Origin of the sequence: Aliidiomarina iranensis (genome assembly GCF_003987135.1) — a bacterium.
In the GTDB taxonomy this organism is placed as follows: domain Bacteria; phylum Pseudomonadota; class Gammaproteobacteria; order Enterobacterales; family Alteromonadaceae; genus Aliidiomarina; species Aliidiomarina iranensis.
Map to the genome: position 1 here is coordinate 114,478 of NZ_PIPJ01000002.1, position 14,247 is coordinate 128,724.

The 14,247-nt window shown below is 44.3% G+C and carries 17 protein-coding genes; 13 read left to right on the forward strand and 4 right to left on the reverse strand.

From position 1 onward, the window contains the following. Nucleotides 1-10: 10 nt before the first annotated feature. The 3 genes from CWE08_RS03655 to CWE08_RS03665 form a co-directional block, all read right to left on the reverse strand. The gene (locus CWE08_RS03655; RefSeq protein WP_126765742.1) at nucleotides 11-673 is read right to left on the reverse strand and encodes a ChrR family anti-sigma-E factor; all 663 of its coding nucleotides are present in this window, start codon (nucleotides 671-673) and stop codon (nucleotides 11-13) included. Then, a complete protein-coding gene (locus tag CWE08_RS03660) occupies nucleotides 666-1,262 on the reverse strand; it encodes a sigma-70 family RNA polymerase sigma factor (RefSeq protein ID WP_241973839.1) in 597 nt (198 codons plus the stop codon). Before CWE08_RS03660 ends, CWE08_RS03655 begins: the two co-directional genes overlap by 8 nt. Nucleotides 1,263-1,385: 123 nt before the next feature. Then, entirely contained in the window at nucleotides 1,386-2,108 is a 723-nt protein-coding gene (locus tag CWE08_RS03665; protein WP_126765743.1) for an LON peptidase substrate-binding domain-containing protein, read from the reverse strand. Nucleotides 2,109-2,321: 213 nt separating this feature from the next. On the opposite strand from CWE08_RS03665, the gene CWE08_RS03670 reads away from it, so the two are divergent. The 10 genes from CWE08_RS03670 to CWE08_RS03715 all read left to right on the forward strand — a co-directional run bounded on the left by CWE08_RS03670 (nucleotide 2,322) and on the right by CWE08_RS03715 (nucleotide 11,279). Next, complete coding sequence (locus CWE08_RS03670) at nucleotides 2,322-3,284, forward strand: YbgA family protein (protein ID WP_241973840.1); 963 nt, start codon at nucleotides 2,322-2,324, stop codon at nucleotides 3,282-3,284. A 102-nt stretch (nucleotides 3,285-3,386) separates the two neighbouring features. Further along, entirely contained in the window at nucleotides 3,387-4,901 is a 1,515-nt protein-coding gene (gene phrB, locus CWE08_RS03675) for a deoxyribodipyrimidine photo-lyase (protein WP_126765747.1), read from the forward strand. A gap of 27 nt (nucleotides 4,902-4,928) precedes the next feature. Further along, complete coding sequence (locus CWE08_RS03680) at nucleotides 4,929-5,393, forward strand: nuclear transport factor 2 family protein (RefSeq protein WP_241973822.1); 465 nt, start codon at nucleotides 4,929-4,931, stop codon at nucleotides 5,391-5,393. A 39-nt stretch (nucleotides 5,394-5,432) separates the two neighbouring features. Next, the gene (locus CWE08_RS03685) at nucleotides 5,433-6,173 is read left to right on the forward strand and encodes an SDR family NAD(P)-dependent oxidoreductase (RefSeq protein ID WP_126765748.1); all 741 of its coding nucleotides are present in this window, start codon (nucleotides 5,433-5,435) and stop codon (nucleotides 6,171-6,173) included. A 55-nt stretch (nucleotides 6,174-6,228) separates the two neighbouring features. Next, nucleotides 6,229-7,554: an NAD(P)/FAD-dependent oxidoreductase gene (locus CWE08_RS03690; RefSeq protein WP_126765750.1), complete on the forward strand. Its 1,326-nt coding sequence runs from the start codon at nucleotides 6,229-6,231 to the stop codon at nucleotides 7,552-7,554. Next, a complete protein-coding gene (locus tag CWE08_RS03695; protein ID WP_241973823.1) occupies nucleotides 7,541-8,377 on the forward strand; it encodes a DUF1365 domain-containing protein in 837 nt (278 codons plus the stop codon). Before CWE08_RS03690 ends, CWE08_RS03695 begins: the two co-directional genes overlap by 14 nt. A gap of 9 nt (nucleotides 8,378-8,386) precedes the next feature. Then, the gene (locus CWE08_RS03700) at nucleotides 8,387-9,631 is read left to right on the forward strand and encodes an SAM-dependent methyltransferase (protein ID WP_126765752.1); all 1,245 of its coding nucleotides are present in this window, start codon (nucleotides 8,387-8,389) and stop codon (nucleotides 9,629-9,631) included. Continuing rightward, on the forward strand, nucleotides 9,615-10,211 hold the full coding sequence (locus tag CWE08_RS03705; RefSeq protein ID WP_126765754.1) for a DUF2878 domain-containing protein: 597 nt from the start codon (nucleotides 9,615-9,617) through the stop codon (nucleotides 10,209-10,211). Before CWE08_RS03700 ends, CWE08_RS03705 begins: the two co-directional genes overlap by 17 nt. Then, the gene (locus CWE08_RS03710; RefSeq protein WP_157981221.1) at nucleotides 10,201-10,758 is read left to right on the forward strand and encodes a chalcone isomerase family protein; all 558 of its coding nucleotides are present in this window, start codon (nucleotides 10,201-10,203) and stop codon (nucleotides 10,756-10,758) included. Before CWE08_RS03705 ends, CWE08_RS03710 begins: the two co-directional genes overlap by 11 nt. After that, nucleotides 10,758-11,279 carry a DUF3833 domain-containing protein gene (locus tag CWE08_RS03715; protein WP_126765758.1) on the forward strand — a complete coding sequence of 174 codons (522 nt, stop codon included), beginning with the start codon at nucleotides 10,758-10,760 and terminating at the stop codon, nucleotides 11,277-11,279. The genes CWE08_RS03710 and CWE08_RS03715 overlap by 1 nt, the downstream gene beginning before the upstream one ends. A 51-nt stretch (nucleotides 11,280-11,330) precedes the next feature. Here the strand turns inward: CWE08_RS03715 and CWE08_RS03720 are convergent, their stop codons facing one another. After that, the gene (locus tag CWE08_RS03720; protein WP_126765760.1) at nucleotides 11,331-11,687 is read right to left on the reverse strand and encodes a hypothetical protein; all 357 of its coding nucleotides are present in this window, start codon (nucleotides 11,685-11,687) and stop codon (nucleotides 11,331-11,333) included. Nucleotides 11,688-11,760: 73 nt separating this feature from the next. Between CWE08_RS03720 and CWE08_RS03725 the strand changes: the two genes are divergently transcribed. The 3 genes from CWE08_RS03725 to CWE08_RS03735 all read left to right on the forward strand — a co-directional run bounded on the left by CWE08_RS03725 (nucleotide 11,761) and on the right by CWE08_RS03735 (nucleotide 14,225). Next, nucleotides 11,761-12,516, forward strand: a complete 756-nt coding sequence (locus CWE08_RS03725) for a Nif3-like dinuclear metal center hexameric protein (protein WP_126765761.1) — start codon at nucleotides 11,761-11,763, stop codon at nucleotides 12,514-12,516. A 63-nt stretch (nucleotides 12,517-12,579) separates the two neighbouring features. Then, on the forward strand, nucleotides 12,580-13,353 hold the full coding sequence (locus CWE08_RS03730) for a methyltransferase domain-containing protein (protein WP_241973824.1): 774 nt from the start codon (nucleotides 12,580-12,582) through the stop codon (nucleotides 13,351-13,353). Next, nucleotides 13,350-14,225, forward strand: coding sequence for an NAD(P)-dependent oxidoreductase (locus CWE08_RS03735; protein WP_126765764.1), 876 nt, complete (start codon nucleotides 13,350-13,352; stop codon nucleotides 14,223-14,225). The genes CWE08_RS03730 and CWE08_RS03735 overlap by 4 nt, the downstream gene beginning before the upstream one ends. The last annotated feature ends 22 nt before the right edge of the window (nucleotides 14,226-14,247 follow it).

The following is a 14,247-nucleotide window of genomic DNA, read 5'->3' on the forward strand; positions in this document are numbered from 1 at the left end:
GAAATCGGATTTAACGGAAGAACAAGCTACTAAATGGATTTAATAACCGTGCTACACCCGAAGTGAACTGCAATGGCGCATCAAGCCAAGCCAGCGTTAAGCAATCTTCTTGTGCTGTTTGTGGGCTGTGGCGGTGTGAATCACCAAGATAAATGAAATCACCGTCATCATACCGATCATATTCATCAGCGAAAGAACCATTTAACACTAAGGTTGCTTCACTACCGCGATGGGTATGCTCAGGCACAGCTGCACCGGCTGCCATATATATTAAATTAATGTTTTGCTCACCCTCTATATCAACGGGTGCACGCCACACGGAGCCAGGAACCTTACTCCACGGACCGAGACGCGAACCTAAGCGGCCAAGCGTAGGGGGCACTTTGAATTGCTTACCCTCTAAAGAAACCTCTTTCAAGGTAGGCTCACGGAAAACAGTTTGCGGCGCAGATGAACTCATGATCTGCTCAAGCATGTTATCCATTTCTGCAGTGGCAAAACGCGAACTCTTGTTGAGCATTTCAGCTGCAACGTTCTCTTCAATATCTTTCACTGTGTTAGCACATACGGGACACATATCAATGTGTGTTCCAATTACCAAGCACAATGACGCATCAAGTTCGCCTTGAGTGTACTTTACTAATAACTCTTCGGTAGGATGGAATTTAATCATGTGCAGTAATCAACTCTTTTAGTTTCTGAAGGGCTAAACGTGTTCTAGATTTAACTGTTCCTAAAGGTATATCGAGCTCATCAGATACTTCTTGTTGCGATTTACCTTGGATGTAAATTTGTTCAATTACAATACGCTGTGCATCGGGTAAAACATTATAATACTCGCCAATTTCTTGCATCAAAATATTTTGGTCAAGGGCAAAATTATCTTCTGAAGAATCGCTCATCTCTTCTGATAATACTGGCCACAAATCTTCGGCACTCACGTCGTTTTGGCGGTGTTTATTTTTTCTCAAAATATCGAATCGAATATTTCGGGCGATGGTGAATATCCAAGTGGTTGGCGAGCCTTTTTCGGGGCTGAACAAGTGTGCTTTGTGCCACACGTTCGTCATTGTGTCTTGCACCAAATCCATCGCTGTCTGTTCATTACCAAATTGCCGTGTAGCAAAGGCTTGAAGGCGCGGAGCAAAATGCTTGAACAGCTCACTAAACGCACGGCGGGAGCGGGTGTTCGCAACATCCGCTAATAATTTGCCGAGATATTCAGTGGTTACTTCTTGGGTCTTGCTTGGCGAAGTGCTCATGTACTCTCGCGTTACCCGACTTTTAGGCATGACATGCATAGTATTGTACGCCTTCTTGTTGTTTTTCACCAGTTTGTATCTCCATTACGCAATAGTGCTTATTTTTGGATCACTGATGTAGTTTTAACTTGCATAGCTACTTGAATCTTCATCTGTGTTCTCATCGAAAAGCCGGCGCAAGAATGCTTGCAACTGTGCTGCGTCGTCGTGACGTAGCAATTCTTGCTTGGTTTGGGCAGGAAGCGGCAATATTTCCAACCAACGGTTACAAACCCAACGCGCATCATCAAAATTTTGTTCCGGGTATAAGCGCGCAAATTCAGGGTAGTTTGTAAATACTTCCTGCAACCGGCGCTTGAGTTCGCATTCGTCTGTTGCTACAGCTACTTTCACAAAAGCTGGATTCACATCATGGGAGCCACCTGATAGCTCTGGTTGCACTTGTGGTGAGTTTTCGTCAGTTTCGTTTTCAGCACTATTTCCCACAACTTCTTGCGGTAAATCTCTCAACACAACATCGCCTACTCGGAGTCCATCTTTCTCTGTAGTAATGGTTTTGATATCGAACAAGCGCTCACCAACTATGGTGATACCCAAGTAGCCATCTTCTAAACTTTCGAAATCGATAATTTTCACCAAGGTACCAATGGGGTAAATGTGTTCGTTATTACTTAAATCGCCATTAGAATTTAACATGCACAATCCAAATCCTTCTTGAGTGCGTAAAGAATCTTTCACCAAACGCATATAACGCGGCTCAAATACACGCAAGTGCATTCGGCCACCGGGGAGAATGTGTGCTGTGAGTGGAAATAAACCTAATTTTTTTTCTCGATTCAAAGTCATTGCGTTACTACTCGCGTTACGGCACGTTAGAATTCTAGAATAGGAACAAACCGGAGTTAGTTTATTGAAAACCTAATACGCGCACGGCTTGAGTTTGGATCTTATTTGACCGATAAAAGATGCGTTAATTTCGGGAAATTTTATTTTGTATATTTCGATACATAAAATCGGCATATAAAAGAGTTTAGTTTAGGGAGTGTAACTTTGTTGTACGTGGGAGTAAGCGCGTGTCTTTTGGGGCATAAAGTTCGTTACGACGGCGGGCACAAAGGATATTCATTTTGTCAAAATGAACTGAGCCGTTACGCTGAATATTTGCCGCTATGCCCTGAGGTAGGGATTGGCTTGAGCGTTCCTCGACCTACCATTCGTTTAACCGGCGACATTGAGAGCCCCAGAGCAATTGTTACCGATACCGGGGATGATTTAACAGCAAAACTTGCTGCTTTTGCTGATATGCATGTGGGCAAATTATCACAGCTTAGTGGATATATTCTTTGCGCGAAATCACCAAGTTGCGGAACGGAAGGTGTTCGCCTTTACAAAGCTAACTCTGAGGAAAACGCTCGCGAGGGTATCGGCATTTTCGCTGCGCGATTAAGGACGTTATTCCCGGCACTACCGATTGCAGAAGATCGCAACCTAGATGACCCGGTAATGCGTGAGAACTTTGTACTTCGTTTATTCGTATATTCTGAATGGCGAGCGATCACTGCAGCAATAAGAGCTAATGAAAGAGCTACGGGAAACGATGCTGAGCCAACAAGAGATGGGCTGCGCTCGTTTCATTCGCGGCACAAGTATCTCCTGTTTGCTCATGATGATAGGTTACATGAGCAACTCGCACACGAACTACAAAAAATCAGCGAGTTCACCGATGAATTCTTAGATTCGTACATACTGAAAATAATGTTGGCATTAGCGGAACCAGCCACTCGCGAAGGGCACACGCGTGTATTGCTCAAACTACAAGGATTTTTTAAGCAGCGCATAAACTCAAAAGATAGGTTAGAGTTAGCGCAGCTAATTTCGCAGTATTACCACGGTGAAGTGTCGTTGGCAGCTCCGGTAACGCTCATGAACGATTATCTAGGCAGGTATCCTGATCAATATTTAGCGTCTCAATCATATTTCCATCCTTACCCTGGCGATCTAAATTTACGCTGTGATATATGAAGGGTTTTTAATTACTGAGAATAAGTAGGTGTGTTCGAGCAATTTTTATAATGCTGGGGTAAGTAACAGTAAGCGAATTTAATTCAATTAACAGGTAGTTTTATGGCAAGGTTAGTGTGGTTTCGCCAAGATTTAAGGCTTTTAGATAATGATGCCGTATTGCAGGCATGCCAGCATGCCAATGAAGAGCGCGATAAAGTATTTTTTATTGCAATGCCTACGCTTCAACAATATGCACAGCACAATTGGTCACCATTGAAATGGGATTTGTATCAACGCCAGTTGAACTCGCTGGGTGCTGATTTAGCAGAGCTCGGGCACTCGTTGGAGATTATTAAACTAGATTGGTTTGCGGATTGTGAAAACGCGATTGCGGAGTTTTGTCGTACAAATGATATTACCGATATTTATTTCAACCGGGAATATGTATTCGATGAGATAAAGCGCGATGAGCGGGTTACGCAAAAGCTCGAGCACAACTTGAATATAAAAGTTCATAGCTTTGATTCTAATTTACTGGTTCCGCCTGAGTGTATCAAAAATGGTAAGGGCGAATATTATAAGGTGTTTACACCATTCTTCCGGGTATGGCGTAAATATATACGTGAGCACGGTGTAGCAGCCCCATACAACCGTGCCTCAGTAAAAAGCAGTGGCGTTGCTAATTTTTCAGCTGTTAACTTTTCGTTGCCGACAATTTCGAGTGATATACCCGAAGCCGATATACCAATACTCAATGATAGTGAGGCATGGCCGATAGGCGAGGCATTAATCCGAAGAAACGCTCAACGCTTTGTTCGTGAACAAGTGCAGGATTATAAAGCACGCAGGGATACTCCTGCAGTTGAGGGTACTTCCAAGCTCTCTGCATACTTCGAAATTGGCGCATTATCGCCACGTGTAGCAGCTCATTTACTGCAAAAAGCTTCTCCGGAATTTCCAGAAGGGCTCGATGATGGCGCACACACATGGCTTTCGGAACTAGCATGGCGAGAATTTTATCAACATTTATTGTTTCACGAGCCACGCCTAGCCAAAGGCGAACCATTTCAGGCGGAACAAGCCGCGTTTCCTTGGCGAAATGATCGCGATGAATTTCTTGCATGGTGTGAAGGATGTACTGGCTTTCCGATAGTTGATGCAGGCATGCGGCAATTAAATGAAACCGGTTGGATGCACAATCGTGTTCGTATGATTGTGGCGAGCTTTTTGGTAAAAGACTTACATATTAATTGGCAGTGGGGTGAAACCTACTTTATGCAGCGATTAATCGATGGTAGTTTTCCGGCAAATAATGGTGGTTGGCAATGGAGTGCTGGAACAGGCACCGATGCCGCTCCTTATTTCCGAGTGTTTAATCCTACCAGCCAAGGTGAAAAATTTGACCCAGACGGACACTATATTCGTAAATGGGTGGCAGAACTTAAAGATGTTCCGAATAAGTATATCCATAACCCACATGCTTATTTGCGGGAACAAACAAAACAAGCAGGCATGTTTGCTGACGATGTAAAATCGGAGAGGCTTTATCCAAAGCCTATTGTAGACCACAAAAAGGCCCGCGAGAGTTTTATTCAAACCTTTAAACAAGTTAAAAACAACAATGAACGGGATTAGGTTAAGTAACTTACAAAAGGGCGAAAAATGATGAAAGATCTAAAAACACAAGATCGGGAAGAATTGATCGCTAATTTGCAAGCGATGTATAGTGATTTCAACAAAGAAGCCGTTGGTAACGTTGATTCAATTTACCACAAGGAAATTTCATTTCGTGATCCTATTTTACAAGTAAATGGAATTGACGAACTTAAACGTTATTTTAATCACGGAATAGCTAATGCAACACTTTGCCATTTCGCGTTCGATTCACAGGTTGTTACTGAAAATACGGCATTTTTAACGTGGCAAATGCGGTTACAGCACCAGAAGTTAGCTGGTGGTAAAGAAATAGTAGTTCCGGGATGCACCCACATAGAGTTTTCAGATGAGGATAATTTGGTACGCCACCACGTGGATTATTACGATGTGGGTGCCATGATTTATGAACACATTCCGATAATTGGCTTTTTGGTAGGAAAAGTACGTGAGCGTTTGGAAGCCTATGATTAATTCACAACCAGCGTTTAATGAGTTCACTGAGGAACGAGCATGAATATTTTAATTACAGGCGCAACATCAGGTATTGGTAAACAATTGGTTTTGGATTATTTAAATGATGGCCATCAAGTTGTAGCCTGCGGGCGCAGCCAAGATAAATTAGATAAGTTGGCCTCGGAAGCTTCCAATAGAGAGGCACTAAAATTCTGCGTGTTCGATGTAACCGATAGGAATGCAACAAAAGCGGCTCTTGCTAAATGCCAGGATGAAATAGAGTTAGATTGTGTGATCTTGAGCGCTGGCGTTTGTGAATATATCGATGATGCGAAAAATTTTGATCCCGAACTAGTTGATCGTGTGTTCGCTGCTAATTTTTTCGGGGTGGTAAATTCAATCGCCGGTGTGTTGCCAAAAATGCAGCGAGGTAGCCAACTTGTAGTGGTTGATAGCATGGCGCGAATGTTTCAATTTACCCGCGCAGAAGCCTATGGTGCAAGTAAAGCGGCCATACACTATTTTGCGGGCTCACTGCGAACAGACCTGGAGAAAGATGGTATTGAAGTAATCACTGTTTCGCCTGGCTTTGTGAAAACACCAATGACGGATGCAAACGACTTTGAAATGCCGATGCGGGTTACGGTTGCGCAAGCTTCCGATGCCATTCGAAAGGGGATTGCGAAAAGTAAACCACATATCGCATTTCCGCGTACATTTGGCTTCATTTTGGCGTTTTTACAACGCCTTCCGTATCGGTTGCAAATGGCGCTATCAAAGCGCATGAAGCAATCGTAGGCAAAACAAGGCTTGCGGAGTTCCGCGGCGATAATGATTACAAATAGGGCGCCACATGAAGATAGCAGTTATTGGCTCGGGCATTGCCGGCATGACAGCCGCGAATTTGTTGAGTGAACAGCATGATGTTTGGGTTTTTGAAAAAAATAATTACATTGGCGGCCATACTGCCACGGTAGATGTAGAAGTAGCGGGTGAGGCCTTTGCTATCGATACTGGCTTCATCGTATTCAACGATAGAACCTATCCGAATTTTAGAGCCTTACTTCGGAAACACGGTGTGGCTTGGCAAGATACGCAAATGAGCTTTAGTGTGCAAAACCCAACTACGGGCCTTGAATACAACGGCCACAACCTTCGCACTATGTTCGCACAAAAACGCAATTACTTGCGCCCCAGCTTTTACAAAATGCTTTTCGATATCGTTAAATTTAACAAAGCGGCTAAAAACGCATTAACCGAACGCAGCGAAACCGAGCTAGCTAACTTAACGCTAGCGGAGTTTGTAGAAGAACTAAATTTAGGTAATGAGTTTTCAACGAATTATCTCTACCCCATGTGTGCAGCGATCTGGTCGGCGAGTTTAAAGGAGGCATCCGCATTCCCTTTGAGCTTCTTTTTACGTTTTTTCCTCAATCACGGCCTACTTGATGTTGCTAACCGTCCCCAGTGGCATGTGATTAAAGGGGGTTCTCGAAGCTACATACCCGCTTTAACCAAACCCTTTGCTGATAAAATCACCTTAAACGCTGATGTGGTGAGTGTGCGCAGAGATGAAAATGGTGTAGACATAGGCTTTGCCGACGGCGATACGCAACGCTTCGATGAAGTTATCATGGCTTGCCACAGCGATCAGGCGCTCGCATTATTATCTGATCCGAGCGCCGAGGAGCAATCAATTCTCGGTGGCATTCCTTATCAAAAGAATGATGTTGTACTACACACAGATATAAAGCAGCTGCCAAAGCGGAGAGCTGCTTGGGCAAGTTGGAATTATCTATTACCCAAGCTCGATATTACCGGCATTCAAAAGCCAGCAACAGTAACGTACAACATGAATATTTTGCAGGGATTAACGGACGCAACAGAAACATTTTGCGTGACATTAAATAATACTGCAGCCATTGATCCGAATAAAATTTTACGTCAGTTTACTTATGACCATCCGGTATATAGTGTTGATTCATTTAAACAGCGTGCGCGCCGTTTAGAAATTTGTGGCAAAAATCGAACACACTTTTGCGGTGCTTATTGGTATAGTGGTTTCCATGAAGATGGTGTGCGTAGCGCAGTGGATGTAGCTGAACGATTTGGTGTGGCTAGGCCTGAACGCGACCCTGTGCATGCAGATAGTTTAAAGAAAGTGGATGATGGCAATTAATACCGAAATTAGAGAAATACAAACGGCTGGTAACGAACAGTGCGTAACAAATCACGGTGTATATTTTGGTTCGGTAAGGCATCGCCGCTTTACTCCTAAAGACCATCGGTTTAACTATAACATCATGCAGTGGTGGCTAGATTTAACGGATTTAGAGAGTGCAAATCGCATCAGTAAGCTGTTCTCGGTAGGCAAAAGTTGGGCGCCAATGCAATTTCGCCCTGAGAACTATTTGCCGAATGAGCACCGTGAGTATGCCGATCAACCTCTGGCTGATGCTGTGCTAGCGAAAATGAATTCTTTAGCAGAAAAACCAATTTCGGGTAAGGTATTTTTCCTCGGAAATATTCGTAATTTCGGATTATTCTTTAGCCCAATTAACTGCTATTACGTTCAGAACGAGAAGGGCGTATTTACTCACATGTTAGCGGAAGTGAGTAATACGCCTTGGAACGAACGGCACTACTACTTAGTGGATGTTAACCACCCTAAAGATCACGATAAAGCCTTTCATGTTTCGCCGTTTAACCCCTTAGAAATGCGCTATCGTTGGCGGCTGCGAGCACCTAAATTGCGCCGCGGAAGTAAATTGTTAGTGCACATTGAAGCACACCAAAAAGCGCTCGTATTTGATGCCAGTATGGCGTTAACGTTTACGCCTTTGAACCGGAGTGCAGTTCGTAACGTATTAATAAAACATCCATGGATGGCTTTAAAAATTGTGTCCGGAATTTATTGGCAAGCACTTAAACTTTTTGGCAAACGCGTGCCTTATATACCGCATCCGGGTAATAGCAAAAAAACGTCGGCAGACCACAAGTAGGAAGATTAAATGAGAATTTCCACAGATACAGTTGCGATATCTGAAGTGACAATGACAAAGATGGAACGTTTCGCCCAAAAATTAATGTTTCGCGTGCTTACTCACCTGCGGTTTGGCTCGTTGGTAATCATGCATGATAAACAGATTGTTGCACAATTTGGTGTTGAAGGCGCTGAGCCTTGCGCCCACATCGAGATACATCACCCGCGAACCTATTCGAAATTCGTTTTCAATGGCGATATTGGTGCCGGTGATGCGTTCATAGCGGGTGATTGGAGTTCGCCAAACGTAACGAAAGTGATCGAGTTGTTTGCGGCAAACTTAGCGGTTATGGATAAACTCAGCAAACGCTTGAGTTGGATTTCCTGGCCGTTGCAGATGCTCTCACATCTGCGCCGACGCAATAGCAAAACGCGGGCGAAGGAAAACATTGCGGCGCACTATGACCTTGGAAACGAGCTTTATACCCGATTTTTAGATGAGCGCATGCAATATTCTAGTGCTGTTTATCCTACTGCGGATACATCGTTGGACGCAGCACAAGAAGAAAAGCTGCGGCGCCTTTGCGATATGCTGGATTTACAGCCAGATGATCATCTTGTAGAAATTGGCACCGGGTGGGGTGGTTTAGCGATTTATGCCGCAGAGCATTATGGTTGCCACGTTACCACGACAACCATATCGGAAGAACAATACAAATATGCGCAAGAACTTGTAGTTAAAAAAGGCTTGGAAGATAAAATCACGCTGCTGAAAGAGGATTACCGCGATTTGCGCGGCCAGTTCGATAAGCTAGTATCAGTAGAAATGATCGAGGCGGTTGGTGCGGAATACATGGCAACCTTTTTCCGTAAGTGTAACGATTTATTAAAGCCTGGCGGTAGCATGGTTCTGCAAGCAATAACCATCTCTGATCAGCGATTAGAACGATACAACCGTAACGTCGATTTCATTCAGAAATATATCTTCCCAGGGGGGTATCTACCCTCTGTGGAGCTCATTAGCCGCATGTTCCGCCGCAATACTGATATGGTTGTTCGTGAGCTAGATGATATTGGGTTGCATTATGCCCGCACGCTAGCAGATTGGCGCACGCGCTTTAACCGAAAGTTTACTGAGCTTCAGGCTTTCAACTACGATGACCGCTTTTATCGCATGTGGAACTATTATCTTTGCTATTGCGAAGGCGGTTTTAATCAACGCAGTATTAGCGCAGTGCAACTGAAGGCCACGAAGAATGCAAATCTGGCGTAATTGGCTCAAGTTAAAGCACCAACTGTTAAATTTGCATCGAAACCCTCGGTTAGCGGGTTTTGTGATTTTCGATTTTGTTTGGTTGAGTGCCGTACTTGGGCGAGAACAGTGGATATGGCTCACGGCCTTATTGATATTACTTATGTTCGCAGCAACACCTAAGTTGCTGTGGGAGCGCCGGTATGCATTTCTACTCGTTTTAACAGCAGGCTTGGCGGCTGAACTGTTAACCGTTCTTACCGGCGTGATTTCTTTCACGGGTACGAATGGGTTACCCCCATGGTTGATTTTATTGTGGGTGGGTTTCACGGGTATGTCGCTTATTGTTTTTGATTGGCTTCGAGGCAAGGCTTTATTAGGCGCGTTATTTGGCGCCATTTTCGGACCCATCACTTATTTCGCGGGAACGCGGATAAACGCGGCGGAAATTTTAGTGAGCTTTCCCGTGGCAGTGGCGGTTTACGCAACCATGTGGGCTTTATTAATGGTACTAGTAGCGAAGTTAGTTACGCCGCTACCACCGGTGAACCCGAATGCTAGAACAGCTCTATCAGCGGAGGATGAACGTCATGAAAAGTAAACATGTGAGAAACTTGCTAGTATCCGGAGTTGCTAGTTTGAGTATGCTTAGTTTAACCGCTACGGCTAGTAGTTGTGGTGCTGATGTAGTTTCGGGAGTAAATTCAGCGAGCGGTTCAGCATTGGAGAAAGTGGGTGAAACGCGCTTACGAGTTATGTTCTTCAGAATTTATGATGCGGAATTATTTACCGAAACAGGACGTTTCGAGGATGCTGAGGAGCTTCTTCTTCGCTTAGAGTATGCGCGTAATTTTACCGCTGCAAAGTTAGCGGAACAGACGCAAGACGAGTGGGAGCGAATGGGTTATCCAGATAATGAAGAATCACAAAGCTGGATTGAAGAATTAACCACAATGTGGCCGGACGTTAGCTCCGGTGATTGTATCGTAGCGCACAAAAATCCAGAAGGCAGTGTTACTTTTTACGGTAATGATGGTGAATTAGGCACGATTGAAAGTAATGTGTTTGCAGATCAATTCTTATCAATTTGGTTGTCTGAAGAAGCACGGTACCGTGACAGCCGTGATGAACTAGTGGGAGTGGAATAATGCGTATTTTAGCAATGGCTGCAGCTGCAGTGCTTTTTTTAGCAGGTTGTTCTGCGAAAATAGAAGATTATCGAGGTGATTCACCTCAGCTACACCTTGATGAGTACTTTGTGGGTGATATTGTGGCCTATGGTATGGTTCAAGATCGCTCTGGCAAAGTAACTCAGCGCTTTCGTGCAGATATCGTTGGTACCTGGAACGGTAACGAAGGCGAATTAGATGAAGTTTTCTACTGGGATGATGGCCGTGAGCAAACACGAGTTTGGAAAATAACGAAAACAGGCCCGAATAGTTATGAAGGCACTGCGGGTGATGTGAAAGGCGTTGCTAACGGCACAACCGCTGGTAACGCCTTGCATTGGGTATACCAATTGGAAGTGCCATTCCGAGATGGCACTATTGCGGTAACCCTTGATGATTGGATGTATTTGCTCGACGAAGACAGATTAGTGAACCGTACAGAAATGCGTAAGTTCGGTTTCCGAGTAGGGGAAATTACTATTTACATGGAAAAGCAGTAACCGACTTACCCCAAGGCAAATAGTTAAAAAAAGAGTAGCAGCGTGATGCTGCTACTGCATTCCTCTTGGAAGGCGAGCATCTGGGCTTTTTTCTAGATGCTGTTTCCACAATTCTTTGGCAGTTAAGCCACCGCTACTTTTTCCTTTGCTTGCTTTTTTGCTGCTGGTTTTAGCTTTGGTGCTAGTTTTTTTACTGGTAGATTTAGCTGCTGTTGGCTTTTTAGCCGATTTTACCGAACCACTCTTTAATTCCTCGGTAAGTTCAGCAACTTGCGCCAAGCGCACATTTTTATCACCATTGATGCTGTACCAACCGCTTTTCTCTTCAACCGTGGGCGCTTTACCGTGAGCGCTTGTATAGGCTTCGGTAAAATCGGCAAGCACCTGTTCTTTATCAAGTTTGCTCATCGTGTGTTCCCTTTGTGTTAAGATATTTGTGTACTATGTTTTTATACCTATTTTTAGCGTGAGTGTCTAATTTATGCAACGTAATGAGTTTTTGAACCGTTTAAATGAATGGCTGATACCCGAGCAAGTACAAGATTACTGCCCCAATGGCCTTCAGGTTGAAGGGCGAGAATCAATAAGCCATTTAGTAACGGGAGTAACCGCCAGCCAAGCACTTGTGGACGCTGCAGTTGCAGCAGGTGCCGATGCATTACTTGTTCACCATGGTTACTTCTGGAAAGGTGAATCGCAGCCTATAATCGGCATGAAGCGAAAACGTATAGGCGCGTTGTTAGCCGCCGATATGAACCTCTTTGCGTATCATTTGCCCCTTGATATTCATCCTGATTTTGGGAACAACGCACAGCTTTTAGGGTTGCTTGGCGTAACCAAAGTTGAGCCAGTAACTGGAATGACGCCTACGGGGATTTTACAAATTGGTACTTTGAGTGCGGAGATTTCCGGTACAGAACTCGCTCAACGTTTAACTCAGATATTAAATCGGGAGCTGGTAGCAACCGAGATTTCATCGGCGATGGTTAAGCGCATCGCCGTTTGTACCGGCGGTGGCCAAGGCTTTATTGAAGATGCATTAGCAGCAGGTGCGGATGTGTTCATTACTGGCGAGGTTTCTGAACAAACTATTCATGTAGCGCGTGAATGTGGCATTCAATTCATCGCTGCTGGGCACCATGCCACTGAGCGTTACGGTGTAAAAGCGCTTGGTGAGAAAATAGCGGCGGAAATGGGCTTAAAGGTAACATTTATTGACATCGATAATCCTGCATAATTCTCTTTATTAAAACCGAGTTCGATTTTCTGATTCGGTTCCATCATTCTAAGGCGTAAATCATTGGATCGTGAATTTGATGTAGATGTTGAGCGGTTTGCTAAGAATATCTACGAAACTGAAAAAGGGCGGATACGTGAGGCGGTGCTCAGTGCTGATTTAGATTTCTTGTATCAGCCAATATCTGGCTCTTCTGATTCTGCACCTACATGTCTCGATGTTGGCGCTGGCCTTGGGCAAATTAATCGCCTTTTTGCTGAGGCGGGATATCAGGTTACGCACACAGATATAGCCGCAGAAATGGTGAGTAGTGCTGCCGATTTCCATAACCAATTGGGCTTGCAGGGGCAATATCGGTATATTCACTCAAGCGTGCAAAATTTATCCCAAGCAATTGGCGATGAAAAGTTTGATGTTGTACTTTGCCATGCAGTGCTCGAATGGCTTGCCGATCCCTTCACTGCGTTGAGTTTATTGATCGAAAGAGTAAGGCCTGGTGGGTGGCTCTCGTTAATGTTCTACAACATTGATGCGAAACGAATGGCGAATATGATTTATGGCAACTTCGATTATGTGAATGCCGGCCTAAAAGTGAAGAAAAAAGTGAGGTTTAGCCCGAATAACCCACTTAAGCCAGATGATATTTTGGCGCGTCTCGGGCAATATCCCGTAAGTTTGATCACACACTCAGGCGTGCGTTGTTTTCATGATTACATGCGAAAGCCCGATCATGATGCGGAACAATTACTCGCTCTTGAATTACAATATCGGAAGCAATCGCCTTATCGACAGCTGGGGCGGTATCAACACCTCTTATTAAAAAAGGATACAAAATGACAACTTCAGTAGCATTTATTGGGCTTGGCGTAATGGGTTACCCAATGGCTGGACACCTACAGAATGCAGGTTATGACGTTTGTGTTTTTAATCGTACAACAGCGAAAGCGCTGAAATGGCAAGAGGAATATGCTGGCAGAGTTGCTAAAACGCCTGGAGAAGCAGCTAACGGCGCTGATGTGGTTTTTGTGTGTGTTGGCAACGACGATGATGTTCGAAGCGTTGTATATGGTGATACGGGTGTTTTAAATGGCATGGCTGCCGATAGTATCTTAGTCGACCATACAACTGCATCGGCAGAATTAGCACGAGAATTAGCTGATGCTGCGGCAGAGCATAAAATTGCGTTTCTCGATGCGCCCGTATCTGGTGGACAAGCCGGCGCTGAAAACGGTCAGCTCACTATCATGGTAGGCGGTGAATCAAACGATTTATTGCAAGTTTCTGCGATGTTAGATACGTACGCAAAGCATGTTGGTTTGCAGGGGCCCGTTGGTTCTGGGCAATTAGCAAAGATGGTAAATCAAATTTGTATCGCGGGCGTGGTGCAGGGCCTCGCCGAGGGATTGCAATTTGCTAAAAATGCTGGGTTAGATCAGGAAAAATTAGTGGCGGCTATTAGCCAAGGTTCTGCTGGTAGTTGGCAAATGGAAAATCGCTCAAAAACCATGTGGGCGGGCGAGTTTGAGTTCGGTTTTGCAGTTGATTGGATGCGTAAAGATCTAAATATTGCATTACAAGAAGCACATAAAAATGGTTCGTCACTACCCGTTACCGCATTAATCGACCAATTTTATGCCGATGTACAACAAAATGGTGGAAGTCGCTTCGACACCTCGAGTTTGATAACTCGTTTTAGTAAAAAGTTATAAATATCCACTCAAGATGAGTTGA

Coding starts and splice junctions, on each gene's coding strand:
- CWE08_RS03655 (WP_126765742.1), bottom strand. CDS start 673: ATGATTAAATTCCATCCTACCGAAGAGTTATTAGTAAAGTACACTCAA.
- CWE08_RS03660 (WP_241973839.1), bottom strand. CDS start 1,262: ATGAGCACTTCGCCAAGCAAGACCCAAGAAGTAACCACTGAATATCTC.
- CWE08_RS03665 (WP_126765743.1), bottom strand. CDS start 2,108: ATGACTTTGAATCGAGAAAAAAAATTAGGTTTATTTCCACTCACAGCA.
- phrB (WP_126765747.1), top strand. CDS start 3,387: ATGGCAAGGTTAGTGTGGTTTCGCCAAGATTTAAGGCTTTTAGATAAT.
- CWE08_RS03680 (WP_241973822.1), top strand. CDS start 4,929: ATGATGAAAGATCTAAAAACACAAGATCGGGAAGAATTGATCGCTAAT.
- CWE08_RS03685 (WP_126765748.1), top strand. CDS start 5,433: ATGAATATTTTAATTACAGGCGCAACATCAGGTATTGGTAAACAATTG.
- CWE08_RS03690 (WP_126765750.1), top strand. CDS start 6,229: ATGAAGATAGCAGTTATTGGCTCGGGCATTGCCGGCATGACAGCCGCG.
- CWE08_RS03695 (WP_241973823.1), top strand. CDS start 7,541: ATGATGGCAATTAATACCGAAATTAGAGAAATACAAACGGCTGGTAAC.
- CWE08_RS03700 (WP_126765752.1), top strand. CDS start 8,387: ATGAGAATTTCCACAGATACAGTTGCGATATCTGAAGTGACAATGACA.
- CWE08_RS03705 (WP_126765754.1), top strand. CDS start 9,615: ATGCAAATCTGGCGTAATTGGCTCAAGTTAAAGCACCAACTGTTAAAT.
- CWE08_RS03710 (WP_157981221.1), top strand. CDS start 10,201: ATGAAAAGTAAACATGTGAGAAACTTGCTAGTATCCGGAGTTGCTAGT.
- CWE08_RS03715 (WP_126765758.1), top strand. CDS start 10,758: ATGCGTATTTTAGCAATGGCTGCAGCTGCAGTGCTTTTTTTAGCAGGT.
- CWE08_RS03720 (WP_126765760.1), bottom strand. CDS start 11,687: ATGAGCAAACTTGATAAAGAACAGGTGCTTGCCGATTTTACCGAAGCC.
- CWE08_RS03725 (WP_126765761.1), top strand. CDS start 11,761: ATGCAACGTAATGAGTTTTTGAACCGTTTAAATGAATGGCTGATACCC.
- CWE08_RS03735 (WP_126765764.1), top strand. CDS start 13,350: ATGACAACTTCAGTAGCATTTATTGGGCTTGGCGTAATGGGTTACCCA.